Here is a 24,858-nt window from a genome sequence, read left to right as displayed (position 1 = left end):
TCCGTTACACCTTTTCCACGTTGACCAAGAACGCCTTAAACTCTGGCGTTTGCGTATTAGCATCACCGACAAACGGTGTCAGGGTATTGGCCAGGAAGCCTTTTCTTGCCACCCCTTCGTATCCCCAGTGAATCGGAATACCAATGGTGTCCACTTCCTGTCCGTGGACATTCAGTGTGCGAATCCGTTTGGTCACCACCGCCTTGGCCTTGATATAGCCACGGTTGGAGCTGACTTTCACGGTATCTCCCTGCTTGATGCCCTTCTTCGCGGCCAGTTTCTCGCCAATTTCCACAAACTGCTCTGGCTGCGCAATTGCGTTGAGTAACGCATGCTTCGTCCAGTAGTGGAAATGCTCGGTCAGGCGATAGGTGGTGCCGACATACGGGAATTGCTCATGAGATCCCATCGCAGCCAAATCGTCTTTAAATACACGAGCGGCTGGGTTGGATATCACATTCGGGTGCAGCGGGTTAGTGCCCAGCGGCGTTTCGAATGGCTCATAGTGTTCTGGGAACGGCCCTTCTGCCATTTTATCGATGGCAAACAGACGCCCCATTCCTTCAGGCTGCATAATGAACGGTCCGACATCACTGCCTGGCGCGGCCGCGCTGTAGTCAGGAATATCAACTCCGGTCCATTTGGACCCGTCCCACTCCAGCAATTGGCGTTTCGGATCCCAAGGTTTGCCCTGCGGATCGGCAGAAGCACGATTATACAAAATGCGGCGGTTAAGCGGCCATGCCCATGCCCAACCCAGCGTATTGCCAAGCCCTGATGGATCTGCGTTATCACGCCGTGCCATCTGGTTACCTGCTGGCGTCCAGCTACCGGCAAATATCCAGCAACCACTGGCGGTGGTACCATCATCACGCAAGTGAGCAAAGGTACTGAGCTGCTCGCCTTTTTTGACCAGTATCTTGCCATCGGCATCAGTGATATCGGCCAGCGCTTTACCGTTGCTCTCCATAGCCACTTCTTCTGGCGCAGGATTTTCGGGAGTCAGGTAATCCCAAGTCATATTAAGCACTTGTTCTGGCACTGCACCGCCTTCCCGGCGATACATTTCACGCATACGCATGAAGATACCCGCCAGAATTTCACCGTCGTTCAGTGCTTCTCCTGGGGCATCCGCGCCTTTCCAGTGCCATTGCAACCAGCGGCCCGAGTTGACGATGGAGCCGTTTTCCTCAGCAAAGCAGCTTGATGGTAAGCGGAACACTTCGGTCTGAATTTTTGATGGATCGACATCGTTAAATTCACCGTGGTTTTGCCAGAAGTTCGCTGTTTCAGTATTGAGCGGGTCAATCGTGACCAAGAACTTCAGTTTCGACAGTGCCGCGACCACTTTATTTTTGTTCGGGAATGACGCTACCGGGTTAAAGCCTTGGCACAGATAGCCATTCACTTTACCCTGCGACATCATTTCGAAATACTGCAAGACATCGTAGCCTTTATCCCACTTCGGCAACCAGTCGTAGCCCCAGCCGTTTTCCTTCTGAGCTTTATCGCCATAGAAGCTCTTCATCATACTGACGAAGAATTTCGGATAATTGCTCCAGTAGTTAACTTGGCCCGGCAACAAGGTTTTCGGTGTATTGGCCTTGAGGTAAGTATCAATATCTGGCTGTTTTTCTGACGGCAGGTTCATATAACCCGGCAGGCTTTGCGACAGCAAGCCGAGGTCAGTCAGCCCCTGAATATTGGAGTGACCACGTAAAGCATTCACACCGCCGCCCGCCATACCCATATTGCCTAGCAGCAACTGAATCATCGCCATAGTACGGATGTTCTGCGCACCCACGGAGTGTTGCGTCCAGCCCAAGGCGTACAGGAATGATGCCGTTTTATCCGCAGCACTGGTTTCCGCAATATATTCACACACCGTCAGGAAATCTTCTTTCGGCGTACCACAAATATTGGACACCACATCCGGTGTGTAGCGGCTGATATGTTCTTTCAGCAGATTCCACACACAGCGTGGGTCTTGCAGCGTGACGTCGCGTTTCGCAAAGCCGTTTTCGTCCAACTGGTAATTCCAGGTGGTTTTGTCGTATTTGCGGTTTTCGGCGTCATAACCACTGAACAAACCCTCTTCGAAGGTAAAATCTTCCCGCACCAGCAAGCTGGCGTTGGTATAGGCTTCGACGTATTCGCGGTTAATTTTGTTGTTGGTGATCAGGTACAACAATACGCCGGACAGGAACGCTATATCAGTACCGGAACGAATTGGCGTGTAGAAATCAGCCACCGATGCAGTACGGGTAAAGCGCGGATCTATCACGATCAGCTTGGCATTGTTATGGATCTTGGCTTCCATCGCCCAGCGGAATCCCACCGGATGCGCTTCTGCCGCATTACCGCCCATGACGATAATTAAATTCGCGTTCTTGATATCAACCCAGTGGTTGGTCATCGCACCGCGACCAAATGTTGGAGCAAGACTTGCTACCGTTGGTCCGTGTCAGACACGTGCTTGGTTGTCTACGGCAAGCATGCCGAGAGCGCGACTAAATTTTTGGGTCAAATAGCCCGTTTCATTGCTGGATGCCGACGCACACAGCATACCGGTACTCAGCCAACGGTTGACGGTGACACCGGCATCGTTGGTCTTAATGAAATTAGCGTCCCGGTCTTCTTTCATCAGCTTGGCAATGCGCGTAAAAGCATCGTCCCAAGTGATTCTCTGCCATTTATCAGAACCCGGAGCCCGGTACTCTGGGTATTTCAGGCGGCCTTCGCTGTGGATAAAGTCCACCAGACCAGCACCTTTTGGACAAAGTGCCCCACGGTTTACCGGATGATCCGGGTCCCCTTCAATGTGGAAAATACTCTCTTTGGCGTTTTTTGCGCCGTCGCCGAGGCTATACATCAAAAGCCCGCAACCGACAGAACAATATGTGCAGGTATTCCGCGTTTCACGGGCGCGCAGCAATTTATAATTGCGCGTTTCCGCTAGCGCCACTGACGGCGTAAAGCCGAGTGCCGCGACCGTGGTTCCCGCCATACCGCCAGCGCAGATCTTAAAGAACTGCCTTCTGCTGACCTGCATGGGTCTCTCCTTCATCTCACGATTGTTACAGTGTTTACCCTTCATATTTCGAGCGACATGTGTGTTGGCTGCTCTCTCACCCGAATCACTGACTTAAGTCAGCTCATCGGGACTTATTCGCTTGCCACCTTCCTGCAACTCGAATTATTTTGGGTATGAATTTAAAATTCAGTCCACGCTTCCCTCAACGAAATGGGAGGCGCTAAAATCGCTGACGCGATATCCAGCTTTTCCGTGTGGGATACATTTTTAATAACAGAATATAGCCACACTATTCTTGATGTGAATGTTACCACATTGTGATTATGGGTTATAACTTTCAGGACCGCATAGTGAGCCAGATCAAACCTTCAGAAATTGACTTCTCCACCGAAATTTGCGGTGCCAAGCAACTTAACGTGCTACAGCGCCATCATATGGCGGAACCACAACAGGATTGGCTAGCGGAAGAAGTACCAGTAGCGCTGGTGTACAACGGTATTTCTCATGTGGTGATGATGGCCACCCCCAAGGATTTAGAGGCTTTTGCTCTGGGATTTTCGCTATCAGAGGGCATTATCACCGCACCACAAGAAATTTATGCTATTGATGTCACCCCTAGCTGCAACGGTATAGAAGTTAACATTGAGTTATCCAGCCGCCGTTTTGCTGGTCTGAAAGAGCGTCGCCGCGCCATGGCCGGCCGTACAGGATGTGGTGTCTGCGGTATTGAACAATTGGATGACATTTTCCGGCCTATCGAGCCACTGCCTTTCACTCAAACGTTTAATCTAAATCAACTAGATAGCGCACTATCACAACTTAAGCAGGTACAAACTGTAGGCCAATTGACCGGCTGTACCCATGCTGCAGCCTGGATTACGCCTCAAGGGGAATTACTGGGGGGCTGCGAAGATGTTGGTCGCCATGTCGCTTTGGATAAACTACTGGGAATTCGTGCGAAACAGCCTTGGCAACATGGTGCGGTGCTGGTCTCCAGCCGTGCCAGCTATGAGATGGTGCAAAAAACCGCCATGTGTGGGGCTGAAATTTTATTTGCTGTTTCTGCTGCAACAACCTTAGCCGTTGAAGTGGCAAACCGCTGTAATTTAACCTTAGTCGGCTTCAGCAAACCCGGCAGAGCGACGGTATATACCCATCCACAGCGCATCAGTGAATAGAAAGACCATACAGAATGTACGGCATTGATAATCATTTTCAATATCATTTAATTAACTATAATGATCCGAATGCTTACGCGGTGCTTACTTTTTTTGCACCGCCCTACACCTACGGAGACGATGATTATGAGTTACTCACTGCCATCCCTGCCTTATGCTTATGACGCCCTGGAACCCCACTTCGATAAGCAGACGATGGAAATCCATCACACCAAACACCACCAGACCTATGTTAACAACGCAAACACGGTGTTGGAGAGCTTCCCTGAGCTGGCAAAACTGAGTGTTGAAGATCTGATCAAGGATCTGGACAAAGTCCCTGCTGAAAAACGTACTTTCATGCGTAATAACGCCGGTGGCCACGCTAACCACAGCCTGTTCTGGAAGGGTCTGAAACTGGGTACGACGCTGACGGGTGATCTGAAAGCCGCTATTGAGCGCGATTTCGGCAGCGTAGACAGCTTCAAAGAAAAATTTGAGCAAGCTGCAGCAACTCGTTTTGGCTCAGGTTGGGCTTGGCTGGTATTAAAAGACGACGGCAAACTGGCGGTTGTTTCTACTGCTAACCAAGACAGCCCGCTGATGGGTGAAGCGGTTTCTGGCGCATCAGGCTTCCCGATTGTTGGCCTGGATGTGTGGGAGCACGCTTACTATCTGAAATTCCAAAACCGCCGTCCAGACTACATCAAAGCATTCTGGAACGTGGTTAACTGGGACGAAGCAGCAGCACGTTTCGCTCAAGCTAAATAAGACTCAATATGGGCAGCTAAATTTGGCTGAGACCCATCGTTAGAGTGAAATATCATGCCGGCAAGGTTATCTTGCCGGCATTTTTTATTGCTAAAGTTTAGCCAATTCCTGCCGATAGATTGTACAAGAAGGTTGCTGGTATTTATGGTGTAACTCTATGAATGCAGTTTTAAAACGTTTGGGAAAAGCACTCTTGCCAAGGCTGCCCCACGTTCAACCAGCCCCCTCATTCCTCTAATAATTAGATCCCCCAAAACTCACCTACGCTGATTGATTTGCAGCAAGAACACCGCATAACGGAGAAGAACATGGCAGCATTTAGCAAAGTTTTTGGTAACTTTGAAAACGTGAAAGTCGGCAAGAAGCTGGGATTAAGCTTTTTTCTGATGTTGTTGTTGGTTGGGATCATCGCTGGGACCACCGCTTATCATTTCTCCGTCATTGAAGAACATGCGTATAAAGTCGATCTCAGTTACAAAATCAACGATGAAGCCAATCAGGCAAAATATAATCGTGCGCTCTATGAGCGAACTTACGATCTGAAATACATCAAAGAAAACTCACAGCACATCAATAACATAAAAAACCTTCTGACCCAAAGTGAAGCTCTTAGCTGGTCGGAAGAGAACCGTAAAATCATCAGCGGCATTGCCGATGTCGTTGACGAATATCTGCAACAACAGAGCAACTTTGTGAATGCCGTCGCCCATAAAGATGATGTGCGTAAAAGTTGGAATATTTCTGAAACTCAGAATAATATCAATGAGTTACAGCAAAGTTTGCTCAATGAAGGGGCGGACACCAATACCCAGATTCTGCTAGCTGAGATGAATCAGAAACTCATGACCGTGCGCTATAACGCACGCGGCTTACTGCTAGACCGCAATCAAGATGCCGAATCCTCGTTGATTACCTCCATCAATATTGCCAACAGTGCAGCCAATGCTTTTATGCCCGTGTTATCCGCTGAACAGCAAAAATTATTAGCCCCTGTTATCTCGAGCCTCAGCGCCTACAAAGACAACGTGCTGGCCTATTTACCGGCTTATCAGCAAGAGCTGGAAGTCGGTAAAGTGATGGAAGACAATGCCAATGAGTTGAATAAGCTCGCCACCCATCTGTTTACCCAAGAACTGCAAGGCACTCATGACGAAATCAATAACGCACAATTGCAGTTAACCATCGCGGCGATTGCGGCTCTGCTGTTTGGTCTACTGATTTCATGGCGCATGACTCGCCAAATTACTGTGCCACTTCGTACCACACTGGCGATGGCTGAACGTATCGCTACGGGTGATTTAACTGCTGCAACCACATCAAACCGTACGGATGAATTGGGCTTATTGATGAATGCCGTTGCACGGATGAATGAAAATCTGCGCGCCATGATTGATGATATCCGTATTGGTGTCAGTCAGGTCTCGCATGCCTCTGGCGAGATTGCGGCCGGCAATACTGATTTATCATCCCGCACTGAAGAACAAGCCGCTGCCGTAGAAGAAACGGCTGCCAGCATGGAGCAATTAAATGCCACGGTGAAACAGAATGCTGATAATGCCCATCACGCGAATCAACTGGCGACCGAAGCATCACAAACCGCACAACAAGGCGGCAAGCTAGTTAACGATGTCGTGCGCACCATGAATGATATTTCTGGCAGTTCCAAACGTATTTCCGAAATTACTTCCGTGATTAATAGCATTGCTTTCCAGACGAATATTTTGGCACTGAATGCTGCCGTTGAAGCCGCTCGCGCGGGTGAGCAAGGGCGTGGATTTGCCGTGGTCGCAAGTGAAGTGCGTAATTTGGCACAACGCAGTGCGCAGGCGGCAAAAGAAATTGAAGGGCTGATTGGTGAATCGGTATCTCAGGTGAACGCAGGCACATCATTGGTACAAAATGCGGGTCAAACCATGGAGGATATCGTCCGCTCTGTCACCCATGTGCGTGATATCATGGCAGAAATTGCTTCAGCCTCTGATGAGCAAAGCCGCGGCATCACGCAAGTGAGCCAGGCCATTTCTGAAATGGACAGCACCACACAACAGAATGCCGCCTTAGTGGAAGAGTCTGCCGCCGCCGCTGATTCACTGGCAGAACAGGCTATTTTATTGGCACAAGCGGTCGCGGTGTTCCGGCTATCCGAATCGGAAACAGAAATACCTCAAAATCATAGCGCAGCACCATTGATGCCAAAAGACGCAACACCACCCCGCCCAACCCCAGAGATTCGCAGCAGCAACCAGCAGGATAACTGGGAAACCTTCTGATTTCTGGCTAAACCTTGGAACCCTGCCATCAGGCAGGGTATTCTGGCTCTCCCTTCCAGATACAGACAAGGAGAGCAGATGAAGTACCCACAGGTTTATATCGGTAAAATCGAACCTTACCGCGGCAGTTCCCCAAGTGCGATTGGCAAACGTCAGGTGCAGGGGAGTGTCATGCTCACGTCACTGGGATTGGAGGGGGATGAACAAGCAGAAACCCGCTTCCACGGCGGCCCAGATCGCGCGCTATGCCATTATCCTCGTGAACATTACCAGCACTGGGTGCAGCAATTTCCTGAACAAGCCGATATTTTCTCTGCACCGGCCTATGGTGAAAATATATCGACCCTCGGTATGACTGAGAAAAATGTGTATATGGGGGATATCTATCGCTGGGGTGACGCCATTATTCAGGTCACCCAACCACGCTCTCCGTGCTACAAACTCAACTTCCATTTTGCCATTGAAGAGATGTCGGTGTTGATGCAACAAACTGGCTATTGTGGCTGGCTGTATCGCGTGATTTCACCCGGTAAGGTCAGCGAAAGCCATCCATTGACACTGTTAGCGCGCACCAGTGAGATTTCGGTATCTGAAGCCATCGCTATTGCCTGGCATATGCCATTCGATGAAGAACAGTATCGCCGCTTATTGGCCGTCTCAGGGTTATCTGCCAGTTGGAGTAAAACCATGCTGACGCGAATTGCGGAAGGAAAAATTGAGGATTTTAATCGGCGTTTACTGGGAAATAGCAAGATAGCAAGACGTGATTAATGGTTAAACATCGTCAGCACTCTTGGAATGATGAACCGACAAAAACAAGCCGGGCGGTGACTATGCCACGTACCCGGATTGATCAAAGGCTGTTATCAGAAGGCTTTTTTGGCGTAACCGGTCACTTCTTTCAGGCCCATTTCACGACCTAATGCGGTCATTGGATGTACCACCACAATGCCGCGTACCGCTTTCTTCAAAGAGCCCATATCGGCCTGCTCTTTCTTGGTAATTGGGCGGCTGAAGGGCAGCTGAGCCAGTTTTTGGGCTTCAGCACTGAGGTTTTTGACTCGCACTTCTTTCAAACGCTGAATTTCAGCCGCCAGTTTCTCTTTTTCTTTCATATGCTGCGCGATTAAATCCACATTTCCCTGCTGGATAACAACCGGATCTTTGTGGTTCAACGCATCCAGCATATCGCTTAGACGTTTGATTTCTGCATGTTCTTTCATAGTATTGGCCCGTACATGCCGCTAATGGGCACGATATTTCGCTAAAGTTGGAGATAGAATAGCACTGATTGTGCATCAAGATGGATAGTGTATCAGGATGCATGCTTTTCGGCAGTAGCCTCCTGTCGCGGCCGCCACTGCATTCCAGCGGGTTCCCCACTCATTTCACAGGCAACCGCCCCCAACCTCTCCAATGCCCCGGTATAGTGGCTGTTGAACGGATAACAGCATGACAGGCGGAAAGCATTGCGATAACGACCACTGGGCGAATAAAGCGTACCGGGCGTTAAGCAAATCTGCTCTTGCAATAATTGATGGAACAACGCGACAGTATCGACACTGTCAGGTAGCTCTACCCAGAAAACGAATCCACCGGCAGGCTGCGTCACTTTGGTCCCACGTGGGAAACTGCGAGTAATGACTTGCTGGGCAAGCTGAACTTGCTGTGCATAACGCCGACGCAAACTGCGCAGATGATGGTCATAGCCGCCAGACTCCAAAAATAGTGCCAATGTTTCTGAGAGCAGCATCGGTTCCGCCATTGAAGATACCGCTTTTAGCTTATGCAAAGCTTCAGCGAAGCGCCCGCCGTCAATCCAGCCAATACGAAAATCGGGTGCCAGCGTTTTGGTGAAGCTGGAGCAAAACAGCACCCAGCCATCCCGATCAAAAGATTTAACCGCTGGGGATAGTGTCGAGCCAAATTGAATTTCGGCATATAAACCATCTTCAATCAGTGGCACCTGATGATCGTTCATCAACTGTGCCAGCCGTTTTTTCGCCGCCAGTGGCATCGTGTAACCCAATGGGTTCTGCACTGTTGGCATGGCAATTAAGGCATTGAGCCGCTTTTCCTCAAGCAGTAACTCCAGTACATCCAGTGATAAACCTTGCTGCGGGTCAGTGGGGATTTCCACAGCCTTTAACCCCAGACTGGCCAGCAATGGCATCAGATAAAAATACGTCGGTGACTCCAGCCCAACACAATCTCCCGGCTTGGTCGTCACCCGCAGAGCCAATTGCAGCGCTTCCATACAACCATGGGTAATAGTGATATCAGCCGGGCTGGCCAGCATCCCCAATGTCATGGCTCGACGGGCAATTTGCTGCCGTAGTCGTTGGCTACCGGGGGGCAGAGAATATTGGCTAATTAACTGTGGTTCACGGCGTAATAGCGACGCCATAATGCGCCCCAGCTTGGCACTAGGATAAAAATCTCCGGTCTGTGGGCAGGCGAGCGAGATGTTGGTAAAGCGCGGATTTTGTTGTGCAGCAAACACCGTATCGATCAAGTCTAGCACTTCATCTACCGGCTTACCCACGGTGGCGGTTGGCACCACGGCGGTTGATGGGCTACAAACATAAAAACCGGACTGCGGTCGGGCTTCAATTAAGCCGCGATCTTCCAATGTCCGATAAGCCGCCACCACAGTATTGATACTCACCTGATGACTTTGCGCATAACCCCGAACCGATGGCAGCCGACTCCCCGCCAGCAGACTGCCGTTTTTAATGGCTTGCGCTAAATTGTCGGCCACTTGCAAGTAGCGAATTTCATTCATAACCAGGGACATGGTGACAGTTCTCCGCAGGATCAATGGGTACAGTTTTGGGTTATGCAAACTGTACCCATAACAATAGATAACTTCTGCTTCTGACGCCATAACGGATTGCTGTTTATGCTGAATCTCTTGGCAAGACATACAACAATAGACTCAGGAAAATTCTCATGCTGGACAGTGCTTTTATCAGTTACGTTACCGTTATGTCGATCACGCCCGGCCCGAATAACCTGCTGTTGGCCGCCTCTGGCGTCAATTTTGGTTTGCGCCGAACCTTGCCAATGATGCTGGGAATTACGTTTGGCTGCGCCTTACAATGCGCATTGACCACGACACTATTGGCGCTAATTCTCAGCTGGGTGGGTGTTATTCGTCTGCCTTTAGTGACGTTAGGGGGCGGTTATTTATTGTGGCTATCGTGGAAAATTTATCATTCCGGTACACCCAATGCGCGAGATAGCGAGCGGCCTATGGGGTTTATTCAAGGGGCTTTATTCCAAGCGGTTAATCCTAAGGCCTGGTTGATGGCAATGAATGTCGCCATCTTATTTACACCACGCGAAGGGGCGACATTGAGCCATACCTTACTGATTATGACTGGCTTTGCTTTATTGAATCTGCCTTGTGTGGCCGTTTGGGCCGTGATGGGCGATCAATTACGTCATGCACTGCGCATCAATTGGAAATTGCGGTTATTCAATGGTGTGATGGGCGGTTTAATGGCCGTCACCGCACTATGGCTGCTAGTCGATGAATGGCTGAGTGTCTTACTGGCTTAAATCAGGCGTGACCGAGTGGTGAAAGTTTTGAAACTTGTTTTTGGCTGATGCGGGAGAGCAACTCAGTAATCGAAAGCACCATGGTTGAACGCACCATTTGCTGATAACGCTGGCGTTGCATTGCAATCAGCGAAGCATCGGCTTCGTCAGGGCGCAAGAACGTCGGCACCGGTGGCAGTTCCACCACACAATGTAATTCACCAAATGGCCCGAGAATTTCGTCATCCGTAAAGCGATACTCGGTGCCATCATGGTTGAGTTCTTCACGCAGCGCCATGAGTAACTCGGCATCTTCATATTCATGTCGGGTGATGACACCCAAGGCATACACCAACTTCAATCTGACGGATAGCTCGCCGAGTGGACCATCCCCAACCAGCAATGGCTCTACGGCATATTTGACCGCATAGTCATCTTTACGAAAAACCTGCACCACGAGAATATTGAGCGCCTCTGCCAATAATTCGACAGCTGCCATTAAGAAGCTCCGAACGGTTTTCCCCGCGTTCAGATGCTCAAGTACTCGATTCTCAAATGCCTGTGTTTTTTCAATCATCGCTTGTCACTGGATGTGTGGCTACGAAAGGATAAATACCGCGCAATAAGACACGGTATTTATCACCTAACGCGCCGGTTTGGTTCTTAACGGAATCAGTGCGTCAGCTTGTCCTGCATGGCGTTATACACACTCACCGCCTGTTCGACAACCTCACTATCAGCAGGCAGGCCTGAAATTTGCGCTAACGCAGCTTTCGGCCCTAATTTCGCCAATAATTCAACCAGTTCCTGTGCTTGTGGGTCTTGCTCACTACGATAACTCATTGCCGCAGCAATACCTGTGACCAAATTATCGTGCGGTAACTGATATTCCAATGTCCCCAGCAGCGGTTTGATCAAACGGTCACCCGCACTCAGCTTACGCAGCGGCTGACGGCCCACGCGCTCAACATCGTCATGCAAGTAAGGGTTTTCAAAGCGGGAGAGGATTTTATTGATATAAGCGGCATGTTTTTGTGGTTCAAAAGCATAGCGTTTAATCAGCACCGCACCACTTTCTTCCATCGCGCCTTTCACCGTCTGACGTATCGCCGGATCCAGAATAGCATCACGAATGGTTTGGTGACCGGCAAGCTGGCCCAGATAAGCGGTAATGGCATGGCCAGTGTTCAGCGTGAACAGTTTTCGCTCAACAAAAGCCATCAGATTATCTGTGAGCTCCATGCCAGCAATTTTCGGTGGCTGCCCTTTAAACTGGGTACCATCGACTATCCACTCACTGAATGTTTCTACCGTCACAGCCAGAATATCTGTACTGCCCGCCTCCGATGGCGGCACAATGCGGTCTACCGCAGAATCAACAAAACCAACATGTTGCTCAACCCACTCATGCTCACTTTCTGGCAAGGCGGCAAAAACATGCTGTTTTAGTTGGCTAGTGCCACGCACCATATTCTCGCAAGCAATCACGTTCAATGGGTGGGTGTTGCCTTGTTGGTGACGGGCAATCAGACCTTGCGCCACTGTGCCTGCGATACGGGCCAGAATTTGTGGGCCAACGGCGGTAGTGACGATATCGGCTTGCGCTATCAGCTTCACCACTTCTGGGCTACCACTATTCACCGCGCTGACATTTTTGACTTCTTCAACACGCGCTTGCTCGCCAACAATATTGACCGGATAACTCTTACGTTTGTTCAGCTCATCCAACAGGGGTTGGTTAACATCTGCGAAAGTCAGTTGCGCACCGGCATCAGCAAGAAGTTTACCAATGAATCCCCGGCCAATATTACCTGCGCCAAAATGCAATGCTTTCATATTCGTTACCTTTTGCTGTAAAAGGGCCGTTTACTCCCAACGACCCTATTCAGATTGCGATGGTTACCCGGCACCACCGGATAACCGCTATCGCTATTCAGTTATGGCTTGCTTACTTTTTACCGCCCAGCAAATCCAGAACTTCTTGTACGCTGGTTGTTTTACTGAGGCGCTCAATAACAGAATCATCATCCAGCGCATTTGTCAGGCTGGTAATAACTTGAATGTGTTCATTATTACGAGCTGCAATACCAATAACCAAACGCGCCACTTCGTCTTCTTCTTCGCCAAAGCGCACGCCGTCAGGGTATTGACAGAACACAACACCGGTTTTCAGCACGCGATCTTTCGCTTCAATCGTACCGTGTGGTACGGCAATAGATTCGCCCAGATAAGTGGAGGTCAGTTTTTCACGTTCCAACATCGCTTCAACGTATTCTGGCTCAACATAGCCCCCTTTCACCAACTGCTCGCCAGCAAAGCGAATCGCCTGCTCTTTCTCCGTCGCATGCTGATTGAGGAAGACATTCTCTGCGCCCAGTCGGAACAGATTAGCTTCTGAGGGTTCAAAGCTATCATCCAGCGTTTCAATGACTTTCTGAGCCTTCGTCGCAGCGTCACTGGCTTCAACCAGACGTGCCGTCAGGTTGCTATACAGCTGACTGTCGAGGAAGTTAGTCAATGAGATATGCTGTGCCTGCGGTGCATGGCGCATCGCTCGCTCAGTCAAATCACGGTGCGTGATAACCAAGTCCACATCTTCCGGCAAGTTGTTGATAGCACAGTTAGTGACAGAGATATACTTCAGGCCTGCATCTTGCACTTTTTTGCGCAACACACCGGCACCCATGGCACTAGATCCCATACCCGCATCACAAGCAACGATGATTTTACGCACAGTACTCAAGTCGCCTGCAGCAGCGGCTGCATTGGCTGCTTGTGCGCCTTTAGATTGCGCTTTCATATCCTGCATACGACGAGTTGCGTCTTCCAGGCTATCTTCATCTTCGTCTTTGACTTTAGAGGTTTTCAGCAAGATAGCTGACACCACGAAAGACACGGCAAACGCTGCGGCTACAGCAGCAATGTTAGCGAAATAGGCACCTTTAGGTGTCATCGCCAATACTGCCAGGATAGAACCAGGAGAAGCTGGAGATACCAGACCGCCGTTCAGCAGAGTCAGAGTAAACACGCCAGTCATACCGCCCAGAATGACCGCCAGCAATAAGCGTGGGTTCATCAGAACGTATGGGAAATAGATTTCGTGGATACCACCGAAGAAGTGGATGATCGCCGCGCCGCCAGCAGACTGCTTGGCGTTACCTTTACCGAAGAACATATAAGCCATCAACACACCCAAACCTGGGCCTGGGTTAGCTTCGATCAGGAAGAAGATAGACTTACCGGTTTCTGTCGCCTGCTGGATGCCCAGAGGTGAGAAGATACCGTGGTTAATGGCGTTATTCAGGAACAGGATTTTAGCCGGTTCAACAAAGATAGACGTCAATGGCAGCAGGTTATTCCGCACCATGACATGCACGCCTGCGGCCAACACTTTAGACAGCACTTCTACCAATGGGCCAATCGCCATAAAGGCCAAAATCGCCAACAGCATACCGATAATGCCGGCTGAGAAGTTGTTAACCAGCATCTCAAAGCCGCTTTTGATTTTACCGTCAACCCAACGGTCAAAGCGCTTGATTGCCCAGCCACCTAATGGGCCTGCAATCATCGCACCGAGGAACATTGGCATATCCGCACCAACGATAACCCCCATGGTGGTGATAGCACCCACCACACCACCACGATCGCCACCGACTAAACGACCACCGGTAAAACCGATCAGTAGTGGAAGCAGGTAAGTGATCATCGGGCCAACCAGTTTGGCTAGCGTTTCATTTGGCAGCCAACCCGTTGGTATAAACAGTGCGGTAATAATACCCCAGGCGATAAACGCGCCGATATTGGGCATAACCATGTTACTGAGGAATCGGCCAAAATTTTGAATTCTGACCTTTGCGTCTGGTGAAAACATAAAACACCCCTATTGGTACGCGCTAGCAATAAGAGCGCGATATAATTGTTTTGTTGAGGCAGTTCTGCAAAACCCGCCGGTGTTATCGGATACAAACACACTGTATGCAAAACAAACTTTAGCATGCTCCTTTAGCCACGCGTAGCTCACGCCAATTATGTGATGAATATCACACTATACATACCAGTATCGGGGTGGATTTGGTGATCAAGATCACAATATTGAAGTGTAAGAAAGCCACAGAGGATAATTTTTAAGCTAAAAACCTCATTTAACGTGATTAAAATCACATTTTTAAGTGGAGACTTTGTTTTTAAAATGTGATGTTAATCACAAGTTATTTTTGCGCACAGCGGAGAGATGAGACATTAGTCCATCTAATGTTGATGGTGGGGCAAACCATTTAGGAAATGTGTAATAAAACAACAGTGGTAAATGAACGTCAGACTTTTTGGTTTTAAAGTTGAATTGGAACCTCAGTGCAGAATGACAAAAGGGGCCAAGAGGCCCCCCATTATCAAAACTCAAAACATTACTGAATAATATTCAAGACACTTTTCTGTGCTGCCATCATTGCTGGATACTTGGCCACCAAGTTAGCCATCATTGCGTTGTACTGTGCAGCCTGCTGTGCGGTTTGGAATTGAACGCCGCCATTATTAAACGTGACTTGGTTGCCCTGCTGTTGCAGGAAATCACCAACCTGTGCCAAATCTTGCACAAAGGAGGAAACGACCGGAACAGCTGGAATCAACACATTGGTCGGCTGAGTCACTACGTTTTCAAACACTTTATTAAACACCACTTTCAAATCATCTGGCTGCTTCAACGCCGCCACTGCGTTATCGGCTTGTGTTTTAGCGGTACGAATCTGTTGCACTAACAGGTTCAGAGCACCCGCTGATTGCTGCAACACGTCACGCTTATTCAGGTAGTCTTGTGCTACACGAATCTCATTGATTTGCGCGATAGCAGGCGTCAGGCTGGCATCCACGGATTTACCGAGTTGCTGTGAAAAAGTCACCAAAATCGCGTAATCACTGACATAAGGGCCGAATTTCTGCTTTTGATCTTCACTCAACGTCGGCAGCTTCATCCCGCTGCGCATGACGGTGTTTTGCAGATAATCAATAAAAGCTTTACGTTGCTCTGGTTCTTTATCGCCGCAGGCGGTCAATTGGAACACCACCAGGAATGCCAGCAATGGCGCAAACCAACGTGAATATCGGGTCGTATTCAATGCAAAAGTCATGTGAAACTACTCCTGTAATAAGTACTTATTTTCACAAAATCCTACTCTTATCGCTCACACCCACAGATAAGAATAGCTAAGGGGAGCGATATACGCTCCCCTGTGATTAGCCGAGTACAGGATTACTGCAACAGCGAAATATCAGCAACCTGCAAGAACAGCTCGCGTAACTTACTCAATAAGGTCAGGCGATTAACCCGCACCGCATCGTCTTCGACCATCACCATCACGTTATCGAAGAAAGCATCGACGTTTTCACGCAGCGCCGCTAACTCAACCAATGCTTCCTGGTAGCGACCGTCAGCAAACAACGGTGCCAGTTGGTCACGTAGCACAATCAGGTGAGTAGCAAACTGCAATTCGGCAGGTTCTTTCAGTACCGCGGCATTTACACGGTCTTTTAAGGTATCCGTAGATTTCGCCAAGATATTCGACACACGCTTATTCGCCGCAGCCAATGCCGCAGCAGCATCCAGCGTGCGGAAATACGTTACCGCTTTCACCCGGGCATCAAAATCAGCCGGTCTGGTTGGACGGCGAGCCAGAACAGCTTGGATGGTGTCGACACTGTAACCGGCTTCCTGATACCAAGCGCGGAAGCGGCCCAGCATAAACTCAACCACTTCATCGACTGCCTTGGCATTGGTCAGCTTGGCGCCATACAAACGCACAGCTTCTTCGGTCAAGGTTTGCAGATCCAGCGGCAAGTTCTTCTCGACGATAATACGCAGCACACCCAATGCCGCACGACGCAGCGCAAATGGGTCTTTATCGCCTTTCGGATGTTGACCTATGCCGAAAATACCGGCCAGCGTGTCCATTTTGTCGGCAATCGCCAATGCACAAGCCACTGGGTTAGACGGCAAGTCATCACCAGCAAACCGCGGTTGATATTGCTCATTCAGCGCAACCGCGACATCTTCAGCTTCACCATCATGACGGGCGTAATGCATCCCCATGACACCTTGGGTGTCAGTGAATTCAAACACCATATTGGTCATCAGGTCGCACTTGGACAGCAAACCGGCACGGGTAGCATGGTTAACATCTGCACCAATTTGTGCAGCAACCCAACCGGCCAGCGCTTGAATACGATCGGTTTTATCACGCAAAGTCCCCAGTTGCTGTTGGAACAGCACGGTTTCCAAGCGCGGTAAATTGTCTTCCAGACGTTTTTTACGGTCAGTGTTAAAGAAGAACTCAGCATCCGCCAGACGTGGGCGCACAACTTTCTCGTTACCAGAGATAATTTGCTGCGGATCTTTAGATTCGATATTGGTGACAAAAATGAAGTTTGGCAGCAAGTTACCGGCCTTGTCATACACTGGGAAATACTTCTGGTCACCCTTCATGGTGTACACCAGCGCTTCCGCAGGAACAGCCAGGAATTTCTCTTCAAACTTAGCCGTCAACACCACCGGCCACTCAACCAGTGACGCGACTTCTTCCAGCAAGCTATCACTCAGATCAGCAACACCGCCAATTTTTTGCGCCGCCAGCTCTGCATCACGTTTAATGATAGTTTTACGTAATTCATAGTCAGCGATGACTTTGCCGCGCTCCATTAACACTTGCGGATATTGATCAGCATTATCAATGGTGAATTCGGCTTCGCCCATAAAACGGTGACCGCGAATAATACGGTCTGAATCGATACCCAACACGGTGCCGGGGATCAATTCGCTGCCGAGCAGCATAGTTACGGTATGGACCGGACGGACGAACTGGGTTTCTTTATCACCCCAACGCATCAATTTGGGAATAGGCAGTTTGCTCAGTGCCGTATTGACCATCCCCGCCAGCAACAACTGCGCGGATTGCCCTTTTACATGAGCGCGATACAGCAGCCATTCGCCTTTATCGGTAACCAAACGCTCGGCCTGATCCACCGTAATACCACAGCCCCGCGCCCAACCTTCAGCTGCTTTACTTGGTTTGCCTTCAGCATCAAAAGCTTGTGCGATGGCAGGGCCACGTTTTTCAACTTCACGATCGGCCTGAGCCGCACTTAAATTAACCACTTTTAACGCCAAACGACGTGGTGAGGCATACCAAACCACCTCACCATGAGGCAGATTGGCATTGTCCAATTCAGTGGTGAAGTTGGTAGCAAAAGATTCGGCCAGAGAACGAAGAGCCTTCGGCGGCAACTCTTCCGTGCCGATTTCCACCAGGAAAGTCTGTTGAGTCATGACAGCCTCTTAGTTCTGATTCTTTTTGCACATAGGGAAGCCCAACGCCTCGCGGGAGGCGTAATAAGCCTCGGCGACAGCTTTGGTCAGCGTACGAATGCGCAGAATATAGCGCTGACGCTCGGTCACCGAGATGGCTTTACGTGCGTCTAGCAGGTTAAACGTATGGCCCGCTTTCAGAATGCGTTCATAAGCTGGCAACGGCAGCGGGACTTCCAGTGCCAACAGTGACTGAGCTTCTTTCTCATACTGCTCAAAGCAGGAGAACAGGAAGTCCACATCGGCATATTCGAAGTTATAGGTGGATTGCTCCACTTCATTCTGATGATAAATATCGCCGTAGGTGGTTTTACCCAGTGGGCCGTCGCACCAGATCAGGTCATAAACGCTGTCTACGCCCTGAATGTACATTGCCAAACGCTCCAGACCATAGGTGATCTCGCCGGTGACCGGTTTACATTCCAAACCGCCCACTTGCTGGAAGTAAGTGAACTGAGTCACTTCCATACCATTGAGCCACACTTCCCAACCCAGACCCCAGGCACCCAATGTTGGGTTTTCCCAGTTATCTTCGACAAAGCGAATGTCGTGAATTGTCGGGTCCAGACCCAGCTCTTTCAAGGAACCTAAATACAGTTCCTGAATGTTGTCTGGTGAAGGTTTAATGATCACCTGAAACTGATAATAATGTTGCAGGCGGTTAGGGTTCTCGCCATAGCGACCATCAGTCGGACGACGTGAAGGTTGTACATAAGCGGCAGCAATTGGCTCTGGGCCAAGTGCGCGCAGGCAGGTCATTGGGTGGGAAGTACCCGCGCCGACTTCCATGTCCAGTGGTTGAACAATGGTGCAGCCTTGGCGCGCCCAATAGTCCTGTAACGTCAGGATCAGGCCCTGAAAGGTCTTGGTATCAAACTTTTGCATGTTGGATTCGCACGCGATACAAGTGGATTAAAATGGAATGGGTCAGTATACCCGTTGACCGTAAGATATACAGCCAGAATCCGGCAAGATGCAAGAATCAGGGTGAATTTGTCGATAAAACAGACCATTCATTAGTTTCCAACTAATAAATCTCCTCTATAGCGTCACTACCAAAGTGTGGGTTTGTTGGTTGCTAATCATCCGACGAACAGCGATCATCCCATGATAGGTCCCCTACTGGAGTTATGAATATGGATTTACAACGCTGCGGCTGGGTCACGACAGACCCGCTCTATATCGCTTATCACGACACGGAATGGGGGATCCCACGCACGGATAGCCAAGCGCTATTTGAAATGTTGTGTCTGGAAGGGCAACAAGCAGGACTTTCATGGATAACCGTGCTGAAAAAACGCGAGCGTTACCGCCAATGCTTTCACCATTTTGATCCGGTGCAGGTGGCAAAAATGGGGCCACAGGAGATAGAAACATTGATGCTAGACAGCGGTATTATTCGGCATCGGGGTAAAATCCAAGCCATTATTACCAACGCCCAAGCCTATCTAGCCATGGAAGCCAATGGAGAAGATTTTTCACGCTTTATCTGGAGTTTCGTTGAGGGTGAGCCAAAAATTAATCATTGGTGGTGTCTGGCGGAATGCCCAGCCACAACACCTATTTCTGATGCTATGTCTAAGGCACTGAAAAAGCGTGGATTTAAGTTTATTGGATCAACTATCTGCTATGCATTTATGCAAGCTAGCGGTCTGGTGAACGATCATCTGGCAAGCTGTTTCTGTCATCCGGATAATGCGGCGAAATGATTAGAACTTATCAACCAGAGGATCTCGATCCTCTGATGCAATTATGGTTGACCAGCACTATCGCCGCTCACCCTTTTATTGCCGAACAATATTGGCATGAAAGCGCCCCGTTAGTCCGACATACTTATCTTCCCGCTGCGCGTACTTGGGTGTATTGGCAACCGGGGGAACATAGGGAAGCGACCGCTGATAATAATAAGCTTGTTGGATTTATCAGTATTCTCGAAGAGCAATTGGTGGGGGCGCTATTTGTTGAGCAGTCTTTCCACGGGAAAGGCATTGGTAAGAAGTTGATGAACCATATCCAGCAACACTATAACGCGCTGACACTGGAGGTGTATCAAAAAAACCGCCGAGCCTACCACTTTTATCGCAAGCAAGGATTTGTCGTCGTCGAGAGAGCCTATAATGCAGAAACTAAAAATACGATTTTAACAATGCAGTGGCAGCGTTCTGTTTAATTCTCCACAGATCAAACACCCTAGATTAAACATTTCATATTCCTTCATTAATAAAATATATCACTTCAAACATAGAAAAGAATAAAAAACAAATAAAGAGATAATTGAAGAATTTATTTCGCCTCTATTCTCTATAGTAGGGTTAAATTTCTTATTTTAAACCACCCATAAATAGTCTCTAATTTAATACGAGGTTATCATGTATCATAAATTTACTTCGTTACTTTATACTTTATCTCTATTGCTACCTTCCGTCGCATTTTCCACAACAGAGATGGCCTTTGATTACATTGTTCCACCAATAGACAGTGAGTCTCATTGCTCTCATCATTATCATGATTTTTTAGATGAAGAATTTTGTGCTTATCAGACAGACCGTATTTATCAGGAAAAGATGGATATTATTGCCGAAAATAATGATCCTCTTAACTGTGTTAAAGAATGTGTTATATTGAGTAAAATGGTTATCCCTTTAGGTGATATTTTTCATTCTTCAACACTTGATGTTGAGCATTCCAAAAAGGTTGCATTATTCAGTTTTGAGATAGACAGTAACTCCACCTTTAATTTAAATTTGGTTAATCATGTTGATATTACTGTTGATGATAATCAGATACATATTCTTAATTCCGAGGTGAAAAATCAACCAATAATTCACGACCTCCATCCTGATACCACCTTTATTTCATTCATATTTGAGGTGTCAAATTCTAGTTTAAAAATAAACTATATGGAAAATAGTCAACATCAAAGAGGCATACTCTCACCGACGCTTATTTTCCACACAAAGCAAACTCGACATCCCACGATATTTCCTGATCTAGTTATTTATAATAATATTCTCAGTGGTCCCTTAATGATGAACCATCATTTGATGACCGTAATGCGAGATCACCCCAGAATCAAACGCGGTGCAGCCGGGGCCATAGGTTGTCTACTGTCCGGACCCTTGGCGCTTTATAATGTCGTGGTGCATGGGCGCTGTAATCAGGTGGAGTCAGCCTGGAGCAGCATTAAATCTTTTTTCAGCGGTAATGATAAAGCAAAAATGCAGCTGATCGCTGGCACTGCTACCGTCTTAAAACCTATCCAAGCCACCACGAAAAAATCAGAGGAACAGGCAGAAACACTAGCATTAACGCACGTAGATTTACCGTCATTACATCAACAAAGCCTAACGCTACCGGCGGTGGCCAACGCGTGTAATGTTCCATTGGAGAATCTTGTTAGCAGCCGCTTCCCTCGTCAGATAGAAGGCCCCGCTTGTGGCTCTTGGCTGTCACGTTTACTGGCTGATTTTACTTTATTGTTTGGGAACAGTTTGCGTGATTGGTCCATTGAACACTTACGCCGAGTTTTGGATAACGCCATTGATTCAGACAGTACAGGCTATGCCGTTGTAGATATTGGCACAGAGCAACGCTTGCTCCAAGGCATTAGAAGAGGCGTGCGAGAACTGGGCCGAACAGAGGCCACCCAGCAGATCACCAATGCATTCCAGTATGCTGAAAGTGCACTCGCCCAATACTACTTACATACCCATGGTGAAAATACTGCACCTTCGGCTGCACAAAACTTACCTTTAGGGCACTATATTTTGTCTCTTGATTCCTATACAGCCAGTACCGAACCGGTACGTATCCGCAGAAATGGTGCATGGGAAATATCTGACTCATTAACATTTCAGGTAGACATTATCTCAGGGGAAAATCAACAGAGTGAGAGAGAACTTCGCTCAGAATCCCTTGCCGTTATCAATGAGTGGTTTGAAAAATATTATTCTCTCATCTATGGCACGATGCTGGTTGAGGACGATAAAAACCAGAAAAAAATCAGAGTTCCGGTTACCGCAAGTGACAGAATCATTTATTCAGCACGCATTACTAGTGATTCATTGAAGACACATCTCGAAAATAGTACGCCGGGATATTTGTTTGTTATCGTTAAAATCAATGGCGGTATTATTCATATGTTGGAGGCAAGAAAATACACGATTAATGATGAGGAGCAAGAAGGGCACTATTATTTGGCAAACTTTCTCACCAAGCCAAAATTTATTATAGATGCCGAGGCTGAAGGCAGTATTAGGGGAGCGGGTACTGCGGCAGTTCATGGGCTAGCCAGTTACCTTAAAAATAAGGGAATAAAATTTATACACTCTGATGTTCTCTCCCCTCCCTCTGCCAGAGTAAAAACAAAACTGGGTTTTGAACATGATGAGCTTTAAATAACAAAGATTGGTTCTAATTTTTATCGAAAATCTAAATCATGGAAGAATGTCGATATGAATAAATTACTTTTACTGTATATCATCATATATTCAATAAGTTCCCAAGCTAATGAATACATGTCACGTGGGTCTCTACCTGCTTGCTTTTATACTGAAGATAACTTTCAAGGCCAATCTATTTGCTTAACAGCACCTAAAGCAATCGATCTCTATGACCCAGAGTATAAATATTTTACTCTCCCCATTTCTTCAATAAAAATCCCTAAAGGCATACAAGTCACAGTCTATAAAAATGATAACTTAAAAAACAATCATTACAATTTAACCGAGTCCGTTAACTTGGCTTTACTTGATGAAATTAGTATGTCAGAGCAAATCAGTGAAATTAAAGTTTTGGAAACACCGGGATTTTGTGGTTCAAATTGCGTTATTGTTAATAATCAAAAGCTAGAGATTGATAATACGTTCAGTAAATATACATCAGAATTAGACGATATAAACAAACTCGTTCTAATGAATTTTAATATTAATGATAAAAGTAACTTCATCGTAGGAACCATTGATTACCCACAAATTATCGTCATCGGCAGAAATCTCTTTTTTTATACCACAGGAGATCATAACCCGATCAATATGAGATTAAATAGCAACACTGAGCATTTATCTTTTCTTTTTAAATTTAATAATAAAAATTTACAATTTCAATATCTTGAAGCTAACGATACTGAACCTCTCAATATTCCTTTTTGGATCAGCACCCAATATTCTCCTAAAAACTCAGTGAATTTATATATTACAAATGGAGTTTCTGATAATGACCAAGGTCTGCCTCCAGAAAATATCCCTCCCTTGATACTCAATAAAACGATAATAGCTATTAATAAACATGCTCATCGCGATAAAAGAGGTGCGTTGGGAATAGGGGGTTGCATCGGTTTGCCCTGGCTGGCAATTTATAATTATGTGGTTCAGGGGCGCTGTAATCAGCTTGATAAACTCGTTGGAATAAACGAATTTTCTCACCCTGATGGCGCAGGAAAAACGCTAGTCATAGCAGCGACTGCCCCACCACCCACCATTGAACATGACGCCAGCACTGCTGTAGATGATCCGCGCTCATCGATGCTGGTATTAACGCATCTTAATACACATCTCTATAATCAATCACTTACCTTACCGGCAGCAGCAAAAGCTTGTAAAACCTCCGTCCTAAATATCCTCTCCGCCCGTTATCCGCGCCAAACGCCCTCATCAACAGCATATTGTGGACGTTGGGTTTCCGAGGTGATGGCCGATTTTGTGCTGTTATTCGGTTCACAGCTAAGTGCCTGGACAACAGATTATTTTCGCCACGTAGTCACTGGCATCCTCGATACCGGTAATATTGAGCTTCCCCCGTTGAATAGCAATGATCGCCAAATAGCCGTCACCGCCATAGAGCGGCATTCTGATGTCGTCCAGAGGCTTATTATCAACATCCAATCACATAATATTACTCAGGAAGATACTGCCCATATTATTCGGCCACTGACCCAAGCATTTAATCGCACACAGATGAATTTAGCTAATTATCAGTTACAGAACCGTCATTCCCACCCAACCGTTTCAGCAACAGAAGCACAATTATTACCCTTGGGTTCCTATGAATTATTATTAGCTAATTTTGTTTATCAAGAAACGTATCCCCGCGTATTACATAATGGTGAGTGGACAACATCCGATACTGGATTCGAGATAGAAATTATTGATGATATCAGCACGATTACGTCGGATACTCTTAATGAGTTACGCACCGTACTAAGCGAATGGAGTGATATTTATAAAACGTATCGCAGAGAGAGAAATGAACAGCGAGAGAATACCTTTCAAGCGGGATGCAGTATCGCATCACAATGTCTGACTCCTAGGGATGAAACCCTCATAGTAGGATTAGAACTGATCGATATTATGCGAACTGATATTGCATGCCTTCCTCTTGAACCCAATCACTGGGTTATTGTGCGACATAACAACCAGATTATTAGCTTGCTTGTGGCCGACAGCGAGGATATTGAGGATAACCGGTACGGATCAGGTTCGGTTGAAATTTCAGCATCAGTTAGCCACCCCAATTATGTACTTAACCCAGAGAATGAAGGAACAATAAGAGGAGCCAGCACCGCGGCTTTTATGGCTTTCGCGCAACATATGAAAGCAAAAGGCAAAACAAAACTGTATTCCGAGGTCATCACTCAGCCGTCAGCCAAAGTAAAACTCAAACTGGGTTTTTCACATAAAAAAGATGAGCTCTAGACCCACTATTCCGCCATGTGTCGAAATGAATATCGAG

18 protein-coding genes are annotated in these 24,858 nt (G+C 47.6%); 9 read left to right on the top strand and 9 right to left on the bottom strand.

Translation table 11 applies throughout. The features are described 5' to 3' along the window. Positions 1-4 precede the first annotated feature (4 nt). On the bottom strand, positions 5-3,052 hold the full coding sequence (gene fdnG, locus ACIOG0_RS00180; protein ID WP_087770197.1) for a formate dehydrogenase-N subunit alpha: 3,048 nt from the start codon (positions 3,050-3,052) through the stop codon (positions 5-7). Between the two features lie 305 nt (positions 3,053-3,357). Between fdnG and fdhD the strand changes: the two genes are divergently transcribed. The 4 genes from fdhD (at position 3,358) to yiiM (ending at position 8,003) form a co-directional block, all read left to right on the top strand. After that, positions 3,358-4,212 (top strand): formate dehydrogenase accessory sulfurtransferase FdhD, encoded by an 855-nt coding sequence (gene fdhD / locus ACIOG0_RS00175; RefSeq protein WP_164908397.1) that lies wholly within the window; start codon positions 3,358-3,360, stop codon positions 4,210-4,212. A 126-nt stretch (positions 4,213-4,338) separates the two neighbouring features. Next, positions 4,339-4,962 carry a superoxide dismutase [Mn] gene (gene sodA / locus ACIOG0_RS00170; RefSeq protein ID WP_050099416.1) on the top strand — a complete coding sequence of 208 codons (624 nt, stop codon included), beginning with the start codon at positions 4,339-4,341 and terminating at the stop codon, positions 4,960-4,962. A 308-nt stretch (positions 4,963-5,270) separates the two neighbouring features. Next, positions 5,271-7,232 (top strand): methyl-accepting chemotaxis protein, encoded by a 1,962-nt coding sequence (locus ACIOG0_RS00165; protein WP_404704911.1) that lies wholly within the window; start codon positions 5,271-5,273, stop codon positions 7,230-7,232. 78 nt (positions 7,233-7,310) lie between these two features. Further along, positions 7,311-8,003: a 6-hydroxyaminopurine reductase gene (yiiM, locus tag ACIOG0_RS00160; protein ID WP_128451718.1), complete on the top strand. Its 693-nt coding sequence runs from the start codon at positions 7,311-7,313 to the stop codon at positions 8,001-8,003. A 95-nt stretch (positions 8,004-8,098) separates the two neighbouring features. On the opposite strand, the gene ACIOG0_RS00155 is transcribed toward yiiM, so the two are convergent. Together ACIOG0_RS00155 and ACIOG0_RS00150 are read right to left on the bottom strand one after the other, a co-directional pair. Continuing rightward, entirely contained in the window at positions 8,099-8,455 is a 357-nt protein-coding gene (locus ACIOG0_RS00155; protein ID WP_050099411.1) for a YibL family ribosome-associated protein, read from the bottom strand. A gap of 92 nt (positions 8,456-8,547) precedes the next feature. Beyond that, entirely contained in the window at positions 8,548-10,029 is a 1,482-nt protein-coding gene (locus ACIOG0_RS00150) for a PLP-dependent aminotransferase family protein (protein ID WP_050099615.1), read from the bottom strand. A 155-nt stretch (positions 10,030-10,184) separates the two neighbouring features. On the opposite strand from ACIOG0_RS00150, the gene ACIOG0_RS00145 reads away from it, so the two are divergent. Next, a complete protein-coding gene (locus tag ACIOG0_RS00145; protein WP_050140078.1) occupies positions 10,185-10,796 on the top strand; it encodes a LysE family translocator in 612 nt (203 codons plus the stop codon). A 1-nt stretch (position 10,797) separates the two neighbouring features. Here ACIOG0_RS00145 and ACIOG0_RS00140 read toward each other — a convergent pair whose 3' ends face one another. The 6 genes from ACIOG0_RS00140 to glyQ all read right to left on the bottom strand — a co-directional run bounded on the left by ACIOG0_RS00140 (position 10,798) and on the right by glyQ (position 19,014). Next, entirely contained in the window at positions 10,798-11,352 is a 555-nt protein-coding gene (locus tag ACIOG0_RS00140; protein WP_050099407.1) for an MltR family transcriptional regulator, read from the bottom strand. Between the two features lie 95 nt (positions 11,353-11,447). Further along, positions 11,448-12,611 carry a mannitol-1-phosphate 5-dehydrogenase gene (locus ACIOG0_RS00135; RefSeq protein ID WP_050099405.1) on the bottom strand — a complete coding sequence of 388 codons (1,164 nt, stop codon included), beginning with the start codon at positions 12,609-12,611 and terminating at the stop codon, positions 11,448-11,450. A 112-nt stretch (positions 12,612-12,723) separates the two neighbouring features. Then, positions 12,724-14,646, bottom strand: coding sequence for a PTS mannitol transporter subunit IICBA (locus ACIOG0_RS00130; RefSeq protein WP_050099403.1), 1,923 nt, complete (start codon positions 14,644-14,646; stop codon positions 12,724-12,726). Between the two features lie 532 nt (positions 14,647-15,178). Further along, on the bottom strand, positions 15,179-15,898 hold the full coding sequence (locus tag ACIOG0_RS00125; RefSeq protein ID WP_128451717.1) for a DUF3053 domain-containing protein: 720 nt from the start codon (positions 15,896-15,898) through the stop codon (positions 15,179-15,181). A gap of 122 nt (positions 15,899-16,020) precedes the next feature. Beyond that, entirely contained in the window at positions 16,021-18,090 is a 2,070-nt protein-coding gene (gene glyS / locus ACIOG0_RS00120) for a glycine--tRNA ligase subunit beta (protein ID WP_128451716.1), read from the bottom strand. A 9-nt stretch (positions 18,091-18,099) separates the two neighbouring features. Continuing rightward, entirely contained in the window at positions 18,100-19,014 is a 915-nt protein-coding gene (gene glyQ / locus ACIOG0_RS00115) for a glycine--tRNA ligase subunit alpha (RefSeq protein ID WP_050099397.1), read from the bottom strand. Positions 19,015-19,265: 251 nt separating this feature from the next. On the opposite strand from glyQ, the gene ACIOG0_RS00110 reads away from it, so the two are divergent. From ACIOG0_RS00110 to ACIOG0_RS00095, 4 genes are all read left to right on the top strand, one after another. Continuing rightward, positions 19,266-19,838: a DNA-3-methyladenine glycosylase I gene (locus ACIOG0_RS00110; protein WP_050099394.1), complete on the top strand. Its 573-nt coding sequence runs from the start codon at positions 19,266-19,268 to the stop codon at positions 19,836-19,838. Next, positions 19,835-20,299 (top strand): N-acetyltransferase, encoded by a 465-nt coding sequence (locus tag ACIOG0_RS00105; RefSeq protein WP_050099392.1) that lies wholly within the window; start codon positions 19,835-19,837, stop codon positions 20,297-20,299. The genes ACIOG0_RS00110 and ACIOG0_RS00105 overlap by 4 nt, the downstream gene beginning before the upstream one ends. Before the next feature lie 199 nt (positions 20,300-20,498). Then, positions 20,499-22,526, top strand: coding sequence for a hypothetical protein (locus ACIOG0_RS00100; RefSeq protein ID WP_128451715.1), 2,028 nt, complete (start codon positions 20,499-20,501; stop codon positions 22,524-22,526). 57 nt (positions 22,527-22,583) lie between these two features. Continuing rightward, positions 22,584-24,821 carry a hypothetical protein gene (locus tag ACIOG0_RS00095; RefSeq protein WP_050099387.1) on the top strand — a complete coding sequence of 746 codons (2,238 nt, stop codon included), beginning with the start codon at positions 22,584-22,586 and terminating at the stop codon, positions 24,819-24,821. Positions 24,822-24,858: the final 37 nt, after the last annotated feature.

This window comes from Yersinia vastinensis (assembly GCF_044905075.1).
Taxonomy (GTDB): Bacteria; Pseudomonadota; Gammaproteobacteria; order Enterobacterales; family Enterobacteriaceae; genus Yersinia; species Yersinia vastinensis.
Note: the sequence above shows the minus strand (reverse complement) of the source record. Positions and strands in the feature narration are given on the sequence as shown.